General features: G+C 33.6%; 23 protein-coding genes. 22 read left to right on the top strand and 1 reads right to left on the bottom strand.

From position 1 onward, the window contains the following. The 18 genes from JCM6256_RS05585 to JCM6256_RS05665 all read left to right on the top strand — a co-directional run. Positions 1 to 681, top strand: a 681-nt coding sequence (locus tag JCM6256_RS05585; protein ID WP_025080778.1) for a flavodoxin, incomplete at its 5' end; no start/stop codon positions are given. A 1-nt stretch (position 682) separates the two neighbouring features. After that, positions 683 to 1,957 (top strand): ferric reductase-like transmembrane domain-containing protein, encoded by a 1,275-nt coding sequence (locus JCM6256_RS10375; RefSeq protein WP_025080779.1) that lies wholly within the window; start codon positions 683 to 685, stop codon positions 1,955 to 1,957. A 104-nt stretch (positions 1,958 to 2,061) separates the two neighbouring features. Beyond that, complete coding sequence (locus JCM6256_RS05595; RefSeq protein ID WP_025080780.1) at positions 2,062 to 3,081, top strand: LacI family DNA-binding transcriptional regulator; 1,020 nt, start codon at positions 2,062 to 2,064, stop codon at positions 3,079 to 3,081. 142 nt (positions 3,082 to 3,223) lie between these two features. After that, positions 3,224 to 4,144 carry a ribokinase gene (gene rbsK, locus JCM6256_RS05600; RefSeq protein ID WP_025080781.1) on the top strand — a complete coding sequence of 307 codons (921 nt, stop codon included), beginning with the start codon at positions 3,224 to 3,226 and terminating at the stop codon, positions 4,142 to 4,144. Between the two features lie 5 nt (positions 4,145 to 4,149). Then, positions 4,150 to 4,545 (top strand): D-ribose pyranase, encoded by a 396-nt coding sequence (gene rbsD / locus JCM6256_RS05605; protein ID WP_025080782.1) that lies wholly within the window; start codon positions 4,150 to 4,152, stop codon positions 4,543 to 4,545. 20 nt (positions 4,546 to 4,565) lie between these two features. Next, positions 4,566 to 5,456, top strand: coding sequence for a ribose/proton symporter RbsU (rbsU, locus tag JCM6256_RS05610; protein WP_025080783.1), 891 nt, complete (start codon positions 4,566 to 4,568; stop codon positions 5,454 to 5,456). A 138-nt stretch (positions 5,457 to 5,594) separates the two neighbouring features. Further along, the gene (locus tag JCM6256_RS05615; protein ID WP_025080784.1) at positions 5,595 to 6,185 is read left to right on the top strand and encodes a TetR/AcrR family transcriptional regulator; all 591 of its coding nucleotides are present in this window, start codon (positions 5,595 to 5,597) and stop codon (positions 6,183 to 6,185) included. Between the two features lie 162 nt (positions 6,186 to 6,347). Then, positions 6,348 to 6,731: a nuclear transport factor 2 family protein gene (locus JCM6256_RS05620; protein WP_025080785.1), complete on the top strand. Its 384-nt coding sequence runs from the start codon at positions 6,348 to 6,350 to the stop codon at positions 6,729 to 6,731. A gap of 33 nt (positions 6,732 to 6,764) precedes the next feature. Beyond that, entirely contained in the window at positions 6,765 to 7,613 is an 849-nt protein-coding gene (locus JCM6256_RS05625; protein ID WP_025080786.1) for an aldo/keto reductase, read from the top strand. Positions 7,614 to 7,699: 86 nt separating this feature from the next. Continuing rightward, positions 7,700 to 8,176, top strand: a complete 477-nt coding sequence (locus tag JCM6256_RS09890) for a DapH/DapD/GlmU-related protein (RefSeq protein ID WP_051545878.1) — start codon at positions 7,700 to 7,702, stop codon at positions 8,174 to 8,176. Further along, positions 8,169 to 8,810 carry an alpha/beta hydrolase family protein gene (locus tag JCM6256_RS05635; RefSeq protein ID WP_025080787.1) on the top strand — a complete coding sequence of 214 codons (642 nt, stop codon included), beginning with the start codon at positions 8,169 to 8,171 and terminating at the stop codon, positions 8,808 to 8,810. Before JCM6256_RS09890 ends, JCM6256_RS05635 begins: the two co-directional genes overlap by 8 nt. Then, positions 8,807 to 9,001: a hypothetical protein gene (locus JCM6256_RS05640; protein WP_025080788.1), complete on the top strand. Its 195-nt coding sequence runs from the start codon at positions 8,807 to 8,809 to the stop codon at positions 8,999 to 9,001. Before JCM6256_RS05635 ends, JCM6256_RS05640 begins: the two co-directional genes overlap by 4 nt. A gap of 16 nt (positions 9,002 to 9,017) precedes the next feature. Further along, positions 9,018 to 9,629 (top strand): NAD(P)H-binding protein, encoded by a 612-nt coding sequence (locus tag JCM6256_RS05645; protein ID WP_025080789.1) that lies wholly within the window; start codon positions 9,018 to 9,020, stop codon positions 9,627 to 9,629. Positions 9,630 to 9,774: 145 nt separating this feature from the next. Beyond that, on the top strand, positions 9,775 to 10,632 hold the full coding sequence (locus tag JCM6256_RS05650) for an aldo/keto reductase (protein WP_025080790.1): 858 nt from the start codon (positions 9,775 to 9,777) through the stop codon (positions 10,630 to 10,632). A gap of 9 nt (positions 10,633 to 10,641) precedes the next feature. Further along, positions 10,642 to 11,106, top strand: coding sequence for a flavodoxin family protein (locus tag JCM6256_RS05655; RefSeq protein ID WP_025080791.1), 465 nt, complete (start codon positions 10,642 to 10,644; stop codon positions 11,104 to 11,106). Beyond that, a complete protein-coding gene (locus JCM6256_RS10595) occupies positions 11,093 to 11,509 on the top strand; it encodes an SMP-30/gluconolactonase/LRE family protein (protein ID WP_051545879.1) in 417 nt (138 codons plus the stop codon). The genes JCM6256_RS05655 and JCM6256_RS10595 overlap by 14 nt, the downstream gene beginning before the upstream one ends. Further along, positions 11,494 to 12,060 (top strand): SMP-30/gluconolactonase/LRE family protein, encoded by a 567-nt coding sequence (locus tag JCM6256_RS10385; protein ID WP_081778545.1) that lies wholly within the window; start codon positions 11,494 to 11,496, stop codon positions 12,058 to 12,060. The genes JCM6256_RS10595 and JCM6256_RS10385 overlap by 16 nt, the downstream gene beginning before the upstream one ends. Further along, positions 12,061 to 13,713, top strand: a complete 1,653-nt coding sequence (locus JCM6256_RS05665; RefSeq protein WP_155833165.1) for a GTP-binding protein — start codon at positions 12,061 to 12,063, stop codon at positions 13,711 to 13,713. It abuts the gene before it with no gap. 91 nt (positions 13,714 to 13,804) lie between these two features. Here JCM6256_RS05665 and JCM6256_RS05670 read toward each other — a convergent pair whose 3' ends face one another. Next, complete coding sequence (locus tag JCM6256_RS05670) at positions 13,805 to 14,671, bottom strand: LysR family transcriptional regulator (RefSeq protein WP_025080793.1); 867 nt, start codon at positions 14,669 to 14,671, stop codon at positions 13,805 to 13,807. 122 nt (positions 14,672 to 14,793) lie between these two features. On the opposite strand from JCM6256_RS05670, the gene JCM6256_RS05675 reads away from it, so the two are divergent. From JCM6256_RS05675 to JCM6256_RS05690, 4 genes are all read left to right on the top strand, one after another. Then, positions 14,794 to 15,669, top strand: a complete 876-nt coding sequence (locus JCM6256_RS05675) for an aldo/keto reductase (RefSeq protein ID WP_025080794.1) — start codon at positions 14,794 to 14,796, stop codon at positions 15,667 to 15,669. A 26-nt stretch (positions 15,670 to 15,695) separates the two neighbouring features. Beyond that, entirely contained in the window at positions 15,696 to 16,448 is a 753-nt protein-coding gene (locus JCM6256_RS05680; protein WP_025080795.1) for an SDR family NAD(P)-dependent oxidoreductase, read from the top strand. Between the two features lie 228 nt (positions 16,449 to 16,676). After that, positions 16,677 to 17,543, top strand: coding sequence for an aldo/keto reductase (locus tag JCM6256_RS05685; RefSeq protein ID WP_025080796.1), 867 nt, complete (start codon positions 16,677 to 16,679; stop codon positions 17,541 to 17,543). 106 nt (positions 17,544 to 17,649) lie between these two features. After that, entirely contained in the window at positions 17,650 to 18,303 is a 654-nt protein-coding gene (locus JCM6256_RS05690; RefSeq protein ID WP_025080797.1) for an NAD(P)H-binding protein, read from the top strand. Positions 18,304 to 18,339: the final 36 nt, after the last annotated feature.

The raw sequence follows: 18,339 nt of genomic DNA on the forward strand, positions 1-18,339 counted from the left end.
CGAATTGTGGCTTTTGTTGCAGCTATTGTCGTAATTGTAGCAGCAATTGTTGGATTTAATGTTTACAAAAATTTTCAAAATAATGTGTCAGAAAGTAATTCGTCTTCAAGATCTGTAAAAACTAAAGTGAAAAAGAATGGAAAAGTTACTACAACTGGTAAAAATAATAAAGTTTTAGTTGTTTACTTTTCAAGAAAAAAAGCAGTTTACGGTGGTGATTTAAAACGTGGTAATACTGCAAGAGTAGCTGATTTCATTCAAGAAAAAACTAAAGGTGACACGTATGAAATTATTCCTAAAAAAGCATATCCCAATGATTATGATGAAACTACTAAAGTAGCCCAACGAGAGCAAGATCAAAATGCCCGTCCAGCCATTAAGAATGCTTTGCCAGATGTTAAAAAATATAAGACTATCTTTATTGGTGGACCAATTTGGTGGGGTGAATATCCAATGATTGTTCGTACCTTCATTGATAATGTCAATTTGAGCGGCAAAACTGTTATTCCTTTTACAACGGCAGCAGGTTCCGGCTTAGGCAATACTGAAGAGACTTTGCGGAAGGCTTATCCTAAGGCAACAATTCGTACAGGCTTTACTACTGAGGGTAATAATGTTAAAGATAATCCATCTAGTGTTAAGCGTGAAGTTAATAAATGGCTTAATGGTTTAGGTTACTAAAATGAAAAATCGAAAACTATTTTTAGGGATTATATGGCTGCTTTTGGCAGTCATTTTACCTTTACCGTTAATTTTTGTTTTAAATACAGGCTTAACTGATACTGTAAATAATTTAATCGCCTATGATTTTGGGATATTGGCATATGTTTGGTGGCTAGCAATTGTTTACTTAAGTATACGTCCAAAATGGATTGCAAAAAGAATAGGCATACCATCTACTTATATGATGCATGGAATGCTTGCGATTTTTGCACTTGTTGCAGCCACAATTCATAAATTTACAACGAATTCATTTCATGCAATTATTCGTAATACAGGTAATATTGCTTGGTATTTAGCAATTTTCATGATTGTTTATGTTATTGTTTTTCTTTCAGGTTGGTTAAGTGACAGATTATCTGTTTTTAAAAAATCAAAGGCTAATTTTGAAAAAGTATTTAATCACCAATTATCAGTTTGGGTTCATCGTTTAAATTTTGTAGTTATTGCTCTAATCTGGTTGCATGTTAACGTGATTCCAAGAATTGCTAATGTTCCATATTTTTTAATTATTTTTGATATTTATACTTTATTTTTTATTGCTTCGTATGCATATCAAAAATTTATTATTGATGCAGATATGAAAAATGGTGGTGTTGTAAGCGAAAATATTGCTCGAACTCCAACAATACAGGAACTGACTATCGATCTTAACGAAAAGGCAAAAGAATATCATGCTGGTGATTTCTACTTTATTTCATTTCGATCAAAAGAAATTTCCAGTGAGGCGCATCCTTTTTCAGTAACATCTAAACCAAATAAAAGACAGGTTTCTTTTCTTATTAATCGCGTAGGTGATTTTACTAAAAAAATAGATCAAGTTGAGCCCGGAACAAAGGTACATTTTGATGGTCCATATGGGTTATTTGATTCTGAAATAAGTCAAAGTAATTTACCAATTATTCTTTACGCATTGGGGACAGGAATTGCTCCTTTGATTAGTTTGGCAGAAGAATATGCTGGTAAGAAAAAAATACATTTGATTTGGTCAACTAATTCTACAGAAAGTTATTTTGATAAGCGAATAGAAAAATTATCTCAAGAAGATGTTAAGATCAATATTAAAAAGCATCGTTTTTTAGATAATGAAATAGAACAAATTTTGACTTCTGAGGAAAAACAAAATGGTCAGTTCTACATTGTAGGTTCGGCTTCAATTGTTTTAAAAGTTCGCAAAAAGTTGGAAGGGTTAGGAATTAAAAAATCTTATTTGCATGATGAGCATTTGACGATGTAGTTTTTAAAAAGGAACGTTCGGCTAGACGAAACGTTTCTTTTTTGTTTTTCAGTTTGTTAAAATTAACCATAAAATCAAAGCAAATTCATTGAGGATATAATATTATGGTTTTAAAAATGAAAGATATTGCTAGACTTGCTAATGTATCAACTTCAGCTGTTTCGTTAGCTATTAATGGTAAGCCAGGAATAAGTCAAGAAACTCGTGAAAAAATATTTAAAGTAATAAATGAAAATGAATATCAACCTTTGAGAAAAAGACGAAAAGGTGGTGTTCGAAAGGTAGCAAGCTGTGATCTAATTATTGTTAGTGATAAAAAAGGCGTCGTAAATAGAAACTATAGAAGTTTGCCGTTTTTCGATTATTTGGTATCAACTTTAAGTCAGAATATTAATGGATTTGGTACAAATTTACGCATTGATACTTTGCGTATTCGGCATTTAGTAGAAGATCTAAATGAACTGCTTACTAACTCCGTTGTAACTAACGCAATAGTTTTAGGAACAGATTTAAGCAAAAGCGATATTGAATTAATTAATAGTAAAATTAAGCATACAGTTTTCGTAGATACTTATTTCAAAGAAATTAAAGCAGATTTTGTTACTATAGATAATTTTCAGGGAACATATGAAGCTGCCAAATATATTTTAAGTAAAGGCTACAAAAATATTGGATATGTAGCGTCTAGCAAGGCTAACCCTAATTTTCTAAAAAGAAGAGAAGGCTTTCAAGCAGCGTTAAAAGCAGAAAATATTGATATAGCGCCTAATCATTTTTATAGTATTGAACCGATAAATTTAATTCCTACTACGCCACTGCATGGTTTTAGTTTAGATAACTTGCCTGAAGTGATTTTTTGTGAAACTGATTATATGGCAATTCGAATAATGAAAGAATGCATTAAAAATGGCATTGAAGTGCCAAAGGATATTGCCATAATGGGTTTTGATGATATAGAAGAAGGTCTATTGATTAATCCTGAATTAACAACTGTTCATGTTTCGATTGATCAAATTGTCGACCAGGCAATTTTTCAATTACAAGCACAGGCATCTTCAAATGAAGAATGGGAACCAGAAAAATCGCTTATTGGGACTCACTTAGTTATCAGAAAATCTGTTTAACTAAAATAACAACTAAAATAAAAATATGCCATTGAAAACTGTTGAAAGCGATTACTTTATATGGAATAATACTTTTAACAAATAAAAAAACAATAAATCATTAAAATTATTTTATTTTATTTTAGTTAAAAGGAGAAAGCTATTGAAAGAAATCACTGTTTTAGGCAGTATCAACTTAGATACTACATATTCGATTCCTAGAATTCCACTACCAGGCGAAACGATTCATGTTACTAATGTATCTTCTGCTGCAGGAGGAAAAGGTGCCAATCAAGCCGTTGCCGCTCAACGTAGTGGATTGCAAGTAAACTTTATTGGTAGTGTTGGGGATGATCAAGGCGGAAAGTTTATGCTTGATACTATGAAAAAAGAGGGCATTAACTTAGAAAACGTTAAGATTAATTCAGCTATTGAAACTGGAGCAGCAGCTATTTTATTAGATGAAAAAGGTCAAAATAGTATTTTGGTAGATGCAGGTGCAAATGGCACGGTTAAGCCTGAACAAGTTAGGAATGCGGAAGAAGCCATTGCAAGATCTGAATATATCGTTGCTCAATTTGAAACTCCAATTGAAGCAACAAAAGAGGCATTCAGAATTGCTAAAAAGCATGGTGTTAAAACTATTTTGAATCCTGCTCCTGCTAAGAAAATTGATGAAGAGTTATTAAGTTTAACGGATATTATTACTCCAAATGAAACTGAAAGCTATACAATTACTGGAATTAAAATTGATGCAGAAACAGGGATGTCTGAAACTGCTCAATATTTCAGAGACAAAGGTGTAGATGTTACTTTGATTACTTTAGGCGAAAAAGGAGTGTTCTATTCAACTCCTGTCCATGAAGGGATGATTAAAGCTAACAAAGTAAAAGCAGTAGATACTACAGGTGCTGGTGATACCTTTATTGGTGCAATGTCTTCAGTTTTGGAATCAGATTATTCTAATTTAGAAGATGCGATTATATATGGTCAACGTGCTTCATCAATTACTGTTCAAGGAAAAGGTGCGATGCCATCAATTCCAACTAAAGCAGAAGTAGAAAAGGTTTACGGAAAGGATTAATAAAAATGAAAAAAACAGGTGTAATGAATTCAAATATTTCTCGAGTAATCGCTGATATGGGTCACATGGATTTATTAGGTGTTGGAGATGCAGGCACTCCTGTCCCAGCTGGAACTGAAAAGATCGATTTATCAGTTCACGCAGGTTTGCCATCATTTATTGATGTGTTAAAAGAAGTTTTAAAAGAACTCGAAGTTCAAAAAATTTATGTTGCTGAAGAAATTAAAACTGAAAATCCAAAGCAATTAGAAGAAATTAAAAAAGTTCTTCCTAATGTAGAAGTTGAATTTATTCCTCACTCAGAACTCAAGAGAAAATTAGGTGATTCAAAAGCTTTCATTAGAACAGGTGAAGAAACACCTTATTCAAATGTAATTCTTGAAAGTGGAGTTATTTTCTAAAATAATAAGGTGGTTATGAAATGAATGGAATCGCGCTTTTAATTGGTTTAGGACCGCTGATTGGTTGGGGATTCTTCCCAACTATAGCTTCTAAGATTGGTGGTAGGCCAGTTAATCAAATTATAGGTACAACGTTTGGATCGTTTATTTTTGCATTAATTCTTGCATTGATAGAAGGAACTCATCTTCCATCTGGGGCTGCTCTTTGGTGGTCTATATTATCAGGAATTTGTTGGGCGTCAGCTCAAGTTATAACATTTTATTCCTTTACTTTGATTGGTTCATCTAGAGCAATGCCAATCACTACAGCTTTTCAATTATTAGGTGCATCTCTTTGGGGTGTATTTGCTTTAGGAGATTGGCCAACTAAAACTGATAAAATTATCGGCTTTGTAGCATTAATATTGATTGTTATTGGTGCATGGATGACAAGCTGGGATGAACACAAGGATGCAGAATCCAGTAGTAAACTTAAAAAAGCTGTTATTGTTCTTTTGATCGGGGAAATTGGTTACTGGGGCTACTCAGCAGCTCCACAAGCTGCACATATTAGTGGGATGCAAGCATTCTTGCCACAAACTATTGGTATGTGTATCGTGGCAATTGTATATGCGATTTTCTTAGGTATAAAAGATAAGAACCATAAGATGGCTTTGGCTGAATCAGTTTCATACAAGCATATCATTTCAGGTTTCTTCTTTGCTTTTGCAGCATTAACTTACTTGATTTCTGCTCAACCAAATATGAATGGTTTGGCAACAGGCTTCTTACTTTCACAAACATCTGTTGTACTTGCAACTTTAACAGGAATTTGGATGCTTCATCAAACTAAGACTCGCAAAGAAATGATTATTACGGTTTTAGGTTTAGCATTAATTGTAGGTGCCGCTGCAATGACTGTGATTGTATAGTATAATCTTCTTTGAAACTAAAATAGTTCAATTCTACAAAAGTAGGATTGAACTATTTTTTCTTTTTTATATTTTTTCATAAAGATTATAATTTAAATATATAACTGTGTAATAAATATTCTTCTATTGGAGTGAAAAATGAAAATATCTGGCAATGAGGACTTGCGAGTTCAACGAACTATTAAAAATATTTATCGAGCATTTGAAGATTTGATTTGTCAAAAAGATTATAACAAAATTACGGTTACTGAGCTGGCTCGTAAAGCTGAAATAAATAAGAAGACTTTTTATCGATACTATCCAACACTTGATGATTTACTTGCCGAAATGCAGGCACAGTATTCGCGGGGCTATATCAAATTAGTGGAAAATTATCGTTATCCGCAAGATATGAAAAAAATTGTACGTGCTTTTTATGAATTTTCAGCTAGACAAGGAAAAGCTTACGATAAAATTACTACGAGTACAGGAGCATATTCTAGAATTCGCCAGCAGATGATCAATCAAGTTGAAAAGAAAACTTGGGAACAATCGGCAGAGTTTAATAATTTAAATGAATGGCAACAAAAAATCTTGCTAGCTTTTATTCAAGATACAAGTATTGCTTGTTATCGAGAATGGATTAATAGTAATAAAGAACAATCTATTGACGATATGATTGCTATAACATCTTCTTTATTAGAAGGTGGAATTGAAAAGTTTTTCAAAAATATAAAGCAAAATAACTAAGATTTAAGAGAAAAAAAGTCAAAACTTGGCTTTTTTTCTTATTTTTTTGCACCTTTTTATAAAAAAAGTGTGGCATAAGTCCCACCTTGAAAAATATTGCCCATTTTTTTGTCTATTTACAGCTGGCATAATACTAATTGTCAACAAGCAAGGAGGTCAAAAATGAACAATATAACACAAACAGCAGAAGATCTAATTAGAGAAACTTTTGCTAAAGAAAACGATGGAATGATTAATCAAGATTTGGATTTACTAAAAGAAGTAATCGCTCCTGATGCAATTCTTACTCACATTACCGGTGCCGAGCAAAGCCGTGATGAATGGCTAAGACAAATTAAGATCGGTCGTATGCGCTATAAGAAAAGTATCTTACAAAAAGTAGCAATCACGATTCTTGATGAAAATCATGCTCATGCGATTGTTCAAAATTTAGTAACTGCAAGAATTTACGGTTTTACTAATGATTGGCTTCTTCAAAGTGACAATCAATTAGAAAAAAGAAATGGCAATTGGGTAATTACTGGTTCCAAAGCTAGTTTGGCCTAATTAATAAAGATTAATTATAAAGGAGAAAACATAATGGCAGAACAAACTTATGTTGAATTAAACAATGGTACAAAAATTCCTCAATTTGGTTTAGGTGTTTACATGATTCAAGGAGATGGCCAAACAGCCAAGGCTGTTAAAGATGCGCTTGATTTAGGTTATCGCCATATTGATACAGCCCATGCTTACCAAAATGAACGTGGTGTTGGTCAAGGAATTAAAGAAAGTGGCCTGAAACGTGAAGATGTTTGGATCACCAGTAAGTTATGGCCAACAGATTACGATGATCCAGAAACTGCAATTGATAAAATGCTTGATCGTTTAGGTACCGATTATATTGATTTACTTTTGCTTCACCAACAAGTTGGTAATTACTTAAATGCTTACAAGGGTATGGAAAAAGCACTTAAGGAAGGTAAAGTTAGATCAATTGGTATTAGTAACTTTGATGGGGAACGTCTTGATGACATTATTGAACATTCAGAAGTTAAGCCAATGGTTATGCAAGTAGAAATGCATCCATATTACCAACAAAAGGCTTTAAAGGAAAAGATGAAGCCTTATGGTACTAAGTTTGAAAGTTGGTATCCACTTGGTCATGGTGACGCTGGCTTGATGAATGAATCAATTTTTACCAAACTTGCTAAGAAGTATGGTAAGACTAACGCCCAAATTATCTTACGTTGGCACATTCAAGAAGAAAATATTGTTTTCCCTAAGACGACAAATCCTCAACATATGAGAGATAATATTGATATTTTTGATTTTGAATTAACTGATGAAGAAATGGCGGAAATTAACAAATTAGATTCTGGCAAGCGTTACTATAATGCAAGCTTGGCGCAACAAGAACAATTTGTAAACTATCATCCTGCTGACTAGTTTTTAGAAAGAGACATAATTATGACTAATAAAATTACGCGTTTGAATATGGATGACCCGACTTACCGTAGGTTCATATTCCTGAAATGCATCGTAGTGATAAGCTTTGTTTTAAAATTAATCAATATTCAAATGAAGACTCTGAAAGACGTCCATTATTAGAAGAATTATTTGAAAATCGACTTCCTAAGACAAGTAATATTTACGCACCGCTTGAAATTGATTCAGGCCATCAAGTTGAAATTGGCGAACACGTATTTATTAATCATAATGTGACAATGATGGCTCATGGCGGAATTAAAATTGATGATGGCGTTATGATTGGACCACATGCCTCGCTTTTAACTGTCAATCATGATTTTCATAATCACCGAATTTTGGAAGTTTCACCAATTCATTTAAAGAAAAATGCGTGGATTGGTGCTAATACAACAATTCTTTCTGGTATTACAATTGGTGAAAATGCAATTGTTGCTGCGGGTGCAGTTGTAACTAAAGATGTTGAGCCCAATACAATTGTTGGTGGTAATCCAGCCCATGTCTTAAAGAAAATTGATGATTAAAATGTTGATCGATACTTTTACTCAAAATAATCGTAAAGTCTATGTTTATGGTAAGAAAAGTGTTCTTACTAATAGACAGGTACCCATGATTTTAGATTTAAATTGTACGACAGGAAATCCTAAAGCAGAGGTCTTAACTAATGGTTGGGATGAAGTAACAGAAAAAGAAAATATAATTGTGATTGCTCCTGAATATGATGATTATGCTACTTATTCTGAATGTCCGTTTTTAAGAGATTTAATTGCTGTTTGCGTGCAAAAATATCCAATTGATGAAAGTCGAATTTATAGTGTTGGCTTTTCAAATGGTGGTGCTAGTTCGGTAGCTTTGGCAAGTACTTATCCAAACTTATTGGCTGGAATTGCAGCTATGGGATGGGCAATTGGTATGATGCGTTCAAAAACGCAGATTCCATTTTTACTTATTCAAGGTTCAAAAGAGTATGTTGATCAAAATTTGCCAGCTGTTATGGATGATGAAAAAGAAACTTTGCGTGATATTTTCTTAGCGGATAATTTGATTACAAATGAAATGCGTACAGATTATAAAAAATGGCCTTATTGGGGTTATCCAAGCTCAAGTCAAGAAGTTAAAGAATTAACTTATCATGACTATGATCCTACGGAAATATGAAACAAAAAGTTACTAATAATTTAACATTTTCGTATTATCAAAAAAATGGTTATCGTCATCCCTTTGTTCAAACAGTATTAATTCCGAATGCTCATCATATTCCTCATGATTGTAATGCAGAAATTGCATGGGATTTTCTTAAGCATTTTGCAAGAGATAAGCAAGGACAAATTGTAGAAATAAATAATTAGAAAAAGAGGTAATAATATGACTAAAGTTCTTATCATTGGAGCTTCTGGCTCTATTGGCAGTGTTGTTGCTCCTGAATTATTAAAGAAGACAGATGCAGATTTACGTTTGGCTTCAAGACATCCAAATTATATTAATGTAACTAACCCTAATCGAGAAGAAACTGTTAAATTAGATGTAACTAATGACGAAGAATTAGCTAATGCTTTAAGTGGAGTTGACTTTGTATTTGCTGCATTGTCAGGGAGTATGAATAAATATGCTAAGCATTTGGTTAAAGTAATGGATGAAGTTGGCGTTAAGCGCCTTGCTTTCATTACTACAATGGGAATCTATCAAGAAATTCCTTCATGGCTCGGTGATTCACCAAATCCATACCATAACATGATCTTAAGACCGTTCAGAAAAGCTGCGGATACTATTGAAGCAAGTGATCTAGATTATACAATTATCCGTCCCGGATGGCTTGATGATGGGGATGCAACTTATGAATTAACTAAGAAGGGTGAACCTTTTGGTGGTCATGATGTATCTCGTTACGCCATTGCCGATTTTGTTGCAAGGATGGTCAATGACCCAAGTTTTGCAAATAGAGAAAGCTACGGTATTAACCGTCCACAAGCTTATTAATTAAAGTAGGGGAAACCCTGCTTTTTTTATAAAGATGAGTATACGAAGGGTGAATACTAGCTTGCCTAACAGTGAATTTTTTAAATGAATATTTGCATCTAGAATAATAATCAAATCAAGAGATAAAAATTAGGAGAAAACAAATATGAATAAGACAATAAAATTAAATAATGGCGTGGAAATGCCAACTGTTGGTTATGGTGTTTTTCAAATTCCTGAAGAACAAACAAAAAAAGTAGTTACTGAAGCGTTGAACGATGGCTACCGTTTAATTGATACAGCTGCTGGATATTTAAATGAAAAGGCAGTTGGTGAAGCAATTAATAATAGTTCAGTAAAAAGAGACGACATTTTCTTAACTACTAAGTTGTGGGTTCAAGATTTTGATGGTGATAACCCTGAAAAAGCCATTGATGGAGCTCTTAAGCGTTTAGATCAAGATTATATCGATCTTCTTTTAATTCACCAACATTTGGGTGATGTTTATAACGCATGGCGTGCTATGGAAAAAGCTGTAAAAGCAGGCAAGGTTAGAGCTGTCGGTGTATCTAATTTCCAAAGCTATCAAGTTCAAGATTTAATGATGCATAACGAAATTAAGCCAGCTGTTAACCAAATTCAAATTAATCCTTTAAATCCTGAAAATGACAATGTCAAATGGCTTCAAGACAACGATATTGTTCCAGAAGCTTGGGGTCCAATGGGCCAAGCTCAAGCAGGAATTTTTACTAATCCTATTTTGACAAAGATTGCCAAGGATCATGGTAAGACTGTGGGTCAAGTAATGCTTGCTTGGAACCTTCAAAGAGGAGTTGTTGTAATTCCTAAGTCAGTTCATGCTAATCGAATTAAGGAAAACTTTGATGTATTTGATTTAACTTTGACTGATGATGAAATGAAGCAAATTAATGGTTTGGATCAACATAATTCATACTTTGACGGTTTGCTTACCCCAGATACTGTAAAAGTTTTAGGCAATATGAAATTCGATTACCAAAATTAAGGTGAATAAATGAAAACTTTAATTGCTTTTTATTCTTGGTCAGGAACGACAAAAAGATTAGCTAATAAAATTCATAAACTTATTCCCAACAGTGATTTATTAGAAATTAAAGTGCCAGATAGTACTTTTTCCAGCGATATGCATAAGACAGCTAGTATTTATGAAAATCAAAAGAGTATTCATAATCTTCCTCAAATTTTAAATATGCCAAATAATGTTAATGAATACGATTTGATAGTTTTAGGTAGTCCAGTCTGGGATTGGGGAGTTTCTTCTCCAGTAATGAGTTTTATCGAAAATATTAGTAATTTTAGAGGAAAAGTTGCGCCTTTTTATACTAGTGTAGGCAATTCACAAAGGTTCATGGAATTTTTCCATGATGTTTCTGGCAATTTAAATGTAATTCAAGACTTTGATGATGCACATGATGATTTAAATGAATGGATTAAGGAAATAACAAATGATAGAAGCTAAATTAACTTATCAAGAAGGTGACCAATTTGCACCGATTCCTGCCAATGAGCAGTCATTGCCTTCAATAGTAGCAGAGCATTTCGTAGACATTGATCTAGGAGACGAAAATCCGGCCTACAATATTCTCGAAGGACTTAATTTTGATCAACATGACAACTTATATGTTTGTGTTCCACCTCAAGGAGATATCTATCGTGTTGATATGAAAACTAAAAAAGTAAGTCATTTTACCCATTTACCTCATAATATGCTTCCTTCTGCATTAAAAGTTCATCGAGATGGGCGATTGTTTATTACCTCAGCAGGTTCGAATCATGGTTGCTCAGTTGCTGTTCTTGATCCAGATGATGGTCATGTCATTAAGGAATTGGCTAATTTGCTGGAAGAATGTTTGATGATTTAGCATTTGATCATCGTGGTGGTTTTTATCTTTCTGACCTAGGTGGTACGCTTGATAATCCATCTGCTGGAATTTACTATGTTTCACCTGATGAAAAGACAATAACTCCAGTTGTTAAAAATGGAATGATTGCAAGTAACGGAATTAGTTTAGATCCAGAAGAAAATAATCTTTGGACTACTGAATATGGTACCGGCCGTTTGCATCATTTAGGCTTAAGCGGTGATAAAAAGTCAATCGTACCATCTTTATCCAATATTCCATATTATTTTACTGGTATGGAAGGTCCAGATTCTTTGACTGTTGATCGTGATGGTAATGTTTACGTTTCAATGTGTGGCCAAGGAAGATTTCTTATTTTTAATAAAAATGGTTTTCCAATTGGTCAAATCCTCCTACCTGGAAGGGAAAGGGGTGATATGCTTAAGTCAACGCACATCATTATTCGTCCAAATACAAATGAGGCTTATATGTGCAGCAGTAATTTGACAACGGGAAAGGCTGCAATATTTAAAGCTAAAGTATATGCAAAGTCGAATAATTTTAATGATTAGTTGACATTAATTTTGATTGCGATAGGAAGGGTTATAGGATGTTATTCTTATAATCCTTTTATTTTTGAAAAAGGGATGATTATTTTGAAAAAAATTATGATTGGCGTTATTGGTAAAACAGGTTCAGGAAAAACATCATTAATTAATAGTTTTTCTACAATTAGTAATCATGAATTTGAATTCATTGATACTCCTGGGACTTTGGCTTTAGCTGATCAGATTGAAGAAAAAACATCTAACCTTGATTACGCAATTTTTGTGTTGCCAGCTAATGAAAAATTTTCGGGTGAAAGTTTTGCCTTGTGGCAATTATTGAAATATTATCAAATTCCTACATTTATTTTTATTAATAAAGTGGATTTAAAGACGTGGGATAAAAAAGAACTTGATCAAAATTTAAAGGAGCAACTAGGCTCTTCCAGCATTTTGTTTAATGATAAGTTACGTGACGAAAGTTTAGAAGAGATCGCGTTACAAGATGAAGTCTTGCTTGATAAGTACATTAAAGATGGACATATTTCTGAGGAGGACATTCGCGAACTTATTGCTAAAAGAAAAGTTTATCCATATTATGTTGGCTCCGCTTTAAATAGGGATGAAATATCAACTTTCTTTAACGGTATAAAAAGATGGTATGAATTAAGCAATAAAAATAAATCGTCTAAAACCCAACGCTTTTTTGATGCCAGTTTTATTTATACTGTCAAAGTAAAAGAAGATGACATTTCTTCGTGTATAAAAGCATTACGAAAAATAGAAAACGAAAATCCTCGTTTGAATGTAAAATGGATAAAACAATTAGATGAAATTCAAGTTAATCTAATGGGAGATTTGGCAGGAAAGGTTCTTGAAGATAGATTGAAAAAAGATTTTAATATTCAAGCCCAAATAGTTCCAGCGCAACCTTTATATAAAGAAACTGTTAATTCCTCTGTTGAGGGTGTAGGACATTATTCTCCCTTACGGCACTATTCTGAAGTTCATTTAATTATTGAATCAGGAAAGCGTGGGAGTGGAATTACTTTTGATGCAGACTGTCCTTGGACAGTATTACCAAGAAATTGGCAGGAAGTAGTTCACCAAGAGATTTTAACGGAAGAAATTCCCGGAGTTTTAATTGGTGCACCGATAATAGATCTTAAGTTTACATTAATAGGTGGTATTTCTAATTTAGCCCATTCAGGAAGTGAAGATTTTAGAAAATCGACTAGAAGAGCTGTTCGGCAAGGCTTGATGCAGTTGAAAGCAATGAATCAATGTCAGCTGTTAGAACCTTTTTATCGTTTCAAATTAATTCTTCCTGAAGAAAATGTTGGTCAGGCGATTCAAGATATTAGTCAAATGTCTGGCGAAGTAAAAATTAGTGACCATAGAGGATCAATTGTTACTTTAACAGGGATGGCTCCAGTGAGTGAAATGCAAAATTATCAGAAAAAGGTAAGCAGTTATACTCATGGTTTAGGATATTTAAGTTGTGTTTTTGCGGAATATCGCAATTGCCATAATGCTTCTGAAGTTATTGAATCGTATAAATATGATCCGGAAAATGATATTAATTTTCCAATTGATTCTGTTTTTTGTTTGAATAAAATTAATACGCAAATAAGATGGGATCAGGTTGATAAGTATTGTTTGTATCCGATGAAAAATTAGCATAAGCTATTAAAATTTTGAAAGATAATGATTATAAAATAATAGATTAAAAAAAGCCTATTTTATAGGCTGTTTCTTTAAAAATTTAAATTTAATCTACCTTTTCCCAAGCGTCTTGCCATTCCTCAATGACTGGCTCAAGACGCTTTTTGTTTGTCCTTAAGTAATTGGCATAGAAGCTTTGTGTAGCAACAGAATCAGAGATTTTAACAGCAATTCTGTCTCTAGTTAGTTCTTCATCAGCAATTGGATTTAATTTACTAATGTTAGTTGTAAAGAAAGGAAAGACTGAGTAATTCTTAATTTCGTTAAAGCTTTCCAATTGATTCTGATATAAAAACTTCGCTTCAGGAATTTCTTTTTGAATAATATCTTTCCAAATTCCGATGTCGCTTAAAACTAGGAAACTCAATCCCTTTAATTCATTAAAAGTAACGCTGGGTTTGCTTGCTAAATTAGAGAATTCATTCAGATGAACAGTTAAAGTTTCCATCCCTAAATAATCGGATTCGATTTTAGAATTATCAATTGGCTCATTTGAAATTATACAAGTATATTGATTTTGTAAAAGTAAATCACCCAAATTTTCTTTTTTAATTAGATTATCGTTAATTTTAAGATTTTCTTGTTTAAGAGAATTTATTAACATAACAGGACCAGGTGCAATGGAAGCCATGGTTATTTCTTTATTACTATTGTCGAAGTTTTTAACTTCAGTAATGTAATCTCGATTAACCTTTAACACATATTCCGCACGTTCTGCCGCATATTCACCGGTTTTATTGAGAGTGATTTTATTAGGAGTACGATCAAAAATTTTGATTCCTAATTCACTCTCAATTTTTTTAGTTCCGCGGGTAATAGCCGGCTGAGATAGTCCTAATTTTTCTGATGCTTTAGCTAGCGTTCCTTCTTTTGCAAAAGCAACAAGTTCTTCTAATAAATAATTGTCAATCATAATTCCACCTCAAGTATTCATTTAACGTATACTAGCATGTTCAAGAGTAAATTTTCAAGTTATACGTCTCCGTCTAAAATAATATTTGAAATCGAGATATGAAAGAAAAGGAGAATTAAGAAATGACTCAAGCACCTAAATTTAAATTAAATGATAATACTGAAATTCCTTCATTTGGTTTTGGTACTTTCCAAATTCCAGATGATGGATCAACTTACAAAGCCGTGAGTGAAGCACTTAAAGCAGGATATCGTCATATTGATACTGCAGTTGCTTACTTCAATGAAGATGAAGTTGGAAAGGCGGTTCGTGATAGTGGCATCCCAAGAGAAGATATTTGGATTACTTCTAAAATGTGGCTTCAAGATTATGCTTATGAAGATGCTAAAAAGGCTATCGATCGTACTTTGGAAAAACTTGGCTTGGACTATGTTGATCTTTACTTGATTCACCAACCATACGGTAAGGTGGATGAAGCTTGGAGAGCAATGGTTGAAGCTCAAAAAGAAGGTAAGATTCGTTCAATTGGTGTTTCTAATATGACGCCAAAGATTTGGAAAAAATGGGAAGCCAAAGGCATGTTTAAGGAAGCAATGCCTTCAGTTAACCAAGTTGAATTTAATCCATACTTCCAACAGAAGGAACTTCGTCAAATTATGGCTCAAAATCATGTGACTTTGGAAGCTTGGGCTCCGCTTGGTGAAGGAAACAAAGATTTATTTGCGGAACCTGTGTTAAATGATATCGCTAAGAAGTATGGCAAGGATGTTGGTCAAGTTATGCTTAGATTTGAACATCAAGAAGGCGTAATCGTCTTTCCTAAGTCATCCCATGCAGCAAGAATTAAGTCAAATATGAATATTTTCGACTTTGAATTAACTAGTGATGAAATGGATGCGATTCGTGGGCTTGACAAAGGCCAAGGGGCGCATGATCCAGATGCCCCAGGCTTTGACAAGGTTCTTCTTAATGCTTTTGACGTTCATGCCAATGATTAAATATAAATATGAAAGGAAATAATAAAATGACTGAAGAATTAAACAATCAAGTTGCATTAGTAACTGGCGGTGGCTCAGGCTTAGGCCGTGCCATGGCAGAAAAGTTTGCAAATAATGGTGCTAAGGTAGTTATCCTTGGTCGTCACGAAGAAACATTGAAAGAAACAGCAGATACTAACGATAATATTTCCTATGTGGTTGCTGATTTAACTAAGGATGAAGATATTCAAAAAGTTGCCGATTATGTAAAAGATAACTTTGGTCAATTGAATATTTTAGTTAACAATGCAGGATGGTGCCCAATTAAGCCAATTTCTGAAATGGAAATTAGTGATTATGATCGCGCCTTTGATGTTGATGTGCGTGGAGTTGTTGCTTTAACTATTGCAACTTTGCCTTTGATTAAGAAGGCTAAGGGTAACATTATCAACATTTCAAGTATTGCTACTCAACATCCGGGCGTTGGCTTTTCAATGTATGCAGGTGCTAAGTCAGCTGTTGAACAAATGTCAAAGAGCTGGGCTTTGGAACTTGCTCCAGAAGGTGTTCGTGTAAACGTGATTTCTCCAGGTGCTATTGATACTAATATTTGGTATAAGACTGATACTATTAGTAAAGATGCTGAAGAAAAGAACCGTGAGGGCGCAGTTGCTGGAACTCCTTTAGGTCACATTGGTAAGCCTGATGATATTGCAAATATGGCCTTATACCTTGCTTCTGAAAAAGGCAACTTTATTACTGGCGCTAACTACTTAGTTGACGGCGGAATGGGTATGTAATTATCTATAAATATCAATAACTATCACTTTAAGCTTAAAAGCTCCTAGTTTCACGACTAGGAGCTTTTATATTTTTGTAAAAGTATGAAAATACTTAAAAAGTGTATTCACTTATCGTATACTAGCATGTTCGAAAGGTAATTTTCTCTTATAAAAATTCGACATATACTAATAATTGTCAAATGAAAGAACAAAATAATAAACAAAAATATATCGGAGGAATTAGATATGGAATACATTACTTTAAACGACGGTAACAAAATGCCTCAACTTGGCTTTGGTGTTTTTCAAGTCCCAGATTTAAATGAAGCTGAAAAGGCGGTTAGGGATGCACTTGATGTAGGTTACCGTTTATTCGATACAGCCGCAGCTTATGGTAATGAAGAAGCCGTTGGCAAGGCTATTCGTGAAAGTGGCGTTAACCGCGATGATATTTTCGTAACTTCTAAACTTTGGGTTGATCATTTTACTTATGAAAAAGCTAAAAAAGGTATTGATGATTCATTGAACAAGCTGGGTCTTGACTACATGGATCTTTACCTTCTTCACCAACCATACGGTGATACTGCAGGTGCTTGGAGAGCATTGGAAGAAGCACAAAAAGCTGGCAAGATTAAATCAATTGGTGTTTCTAACTTCTACGCAGACCAATTAAAGAATTTGGAACTTATGAGCAATGTTAAGCCAGCTGTTAACCAAATTGAAGTTTCTCCTTGGTATCAACAGCCTGAGGAAGTTGCTTTTAACCAAAATGAAAATGTTGCTGTTGAAGCATGGGCACCTTTTGCTGAAGGTAAGCACAATATTTTTACTGATGAAACTATTGCTAAGATTGGTGAAAAATACGGTAAAGCTAATGGTCAAATTATCTTACGTTGGCTCATTCAACGTGGCATTATCGTGATTCCTAAGTCAGTTCATAAGAATAGAATGGAAGAAAACTTTGATGTCTTTGACTTTGAATTAAGTGATGATGACATGAAGGTAATGAACAGTTTGGACAAAAAGGAAAGTCAATTCTTTGATCATCGTGATCCAGCTGCTATTGAAAGTATCTTCGGTTCAAGCTTGAAGGCATTGCGCGATTATAAATAATAATCTCAGCTTATGAATAATACTTAATTTTACAAATTGTTAGTTACAGGATGAGCAATTATTATAATCACTGTCAATTGAATTGAAAAATTTTTGAGGTGATAAAATGAAAAACGTAATTATTTTTGCGGCAAATGGACAGATTTCAAGACTTGTGGAAGAACGTTTATTGGCAAATGATCCAGATATTAATTTGACTTTGTTTTTAAGAAATAGTCAAAGATTAGCTGAACTTGCAAATAATAATGATCGTGTAACTTTAGTTGATGGTAATTTAGACGATACTCAAGCAATTAGTGATGCAATGAAGAATCAAGATATTGCTTTTATTGGTGTTGTTGATCATGAATCACAAAATACTATTACTAAGAATGTAATTGCTGGTGCTAAAACTAACGGAGTTAAAAGAATTATTGAATGTAATGTTTTAGGCATTTACGATGAAGTTCCTAATGAATTCGGTCGTTGGAATGCTGAAATGATTGGGGAGGCTGGTCTTAGAACGGCCAGAAATGCTGATAAGCTTCTTGAAGAATCAGGCATTGATTATACAACTTTGCGTCTTCCATGGCTTAATGATCGTAACGATTTAAATTATACGATTACTCATAAAGATGAAGAATACGTCGGTGTTTCTGGCTCTCGTAAAAGCATGGCTGATGTAGTTGTTAAGATTATTGAAAATCCAGATTATCTTAAAAACGATAGTGTTGGTATAGCTGATCTGACAACCCAAGGTTCAGATCGACCTGTATATTAATATCCATATAAAAACAGCAAGCTGGTTAAAGGCTTG

It is taken from the genome of Lactobacillus hamsteri DSM 5661 = JCM 6256, from assembly GCF_000615445.1.
Taxonomy (GTDB): domain Bacteria; phylum Bacillota; class Bacilli; order Lactobacillales; family Lactobacillaceae; genus Lactobacillus; species Lactobacillus hamsteri.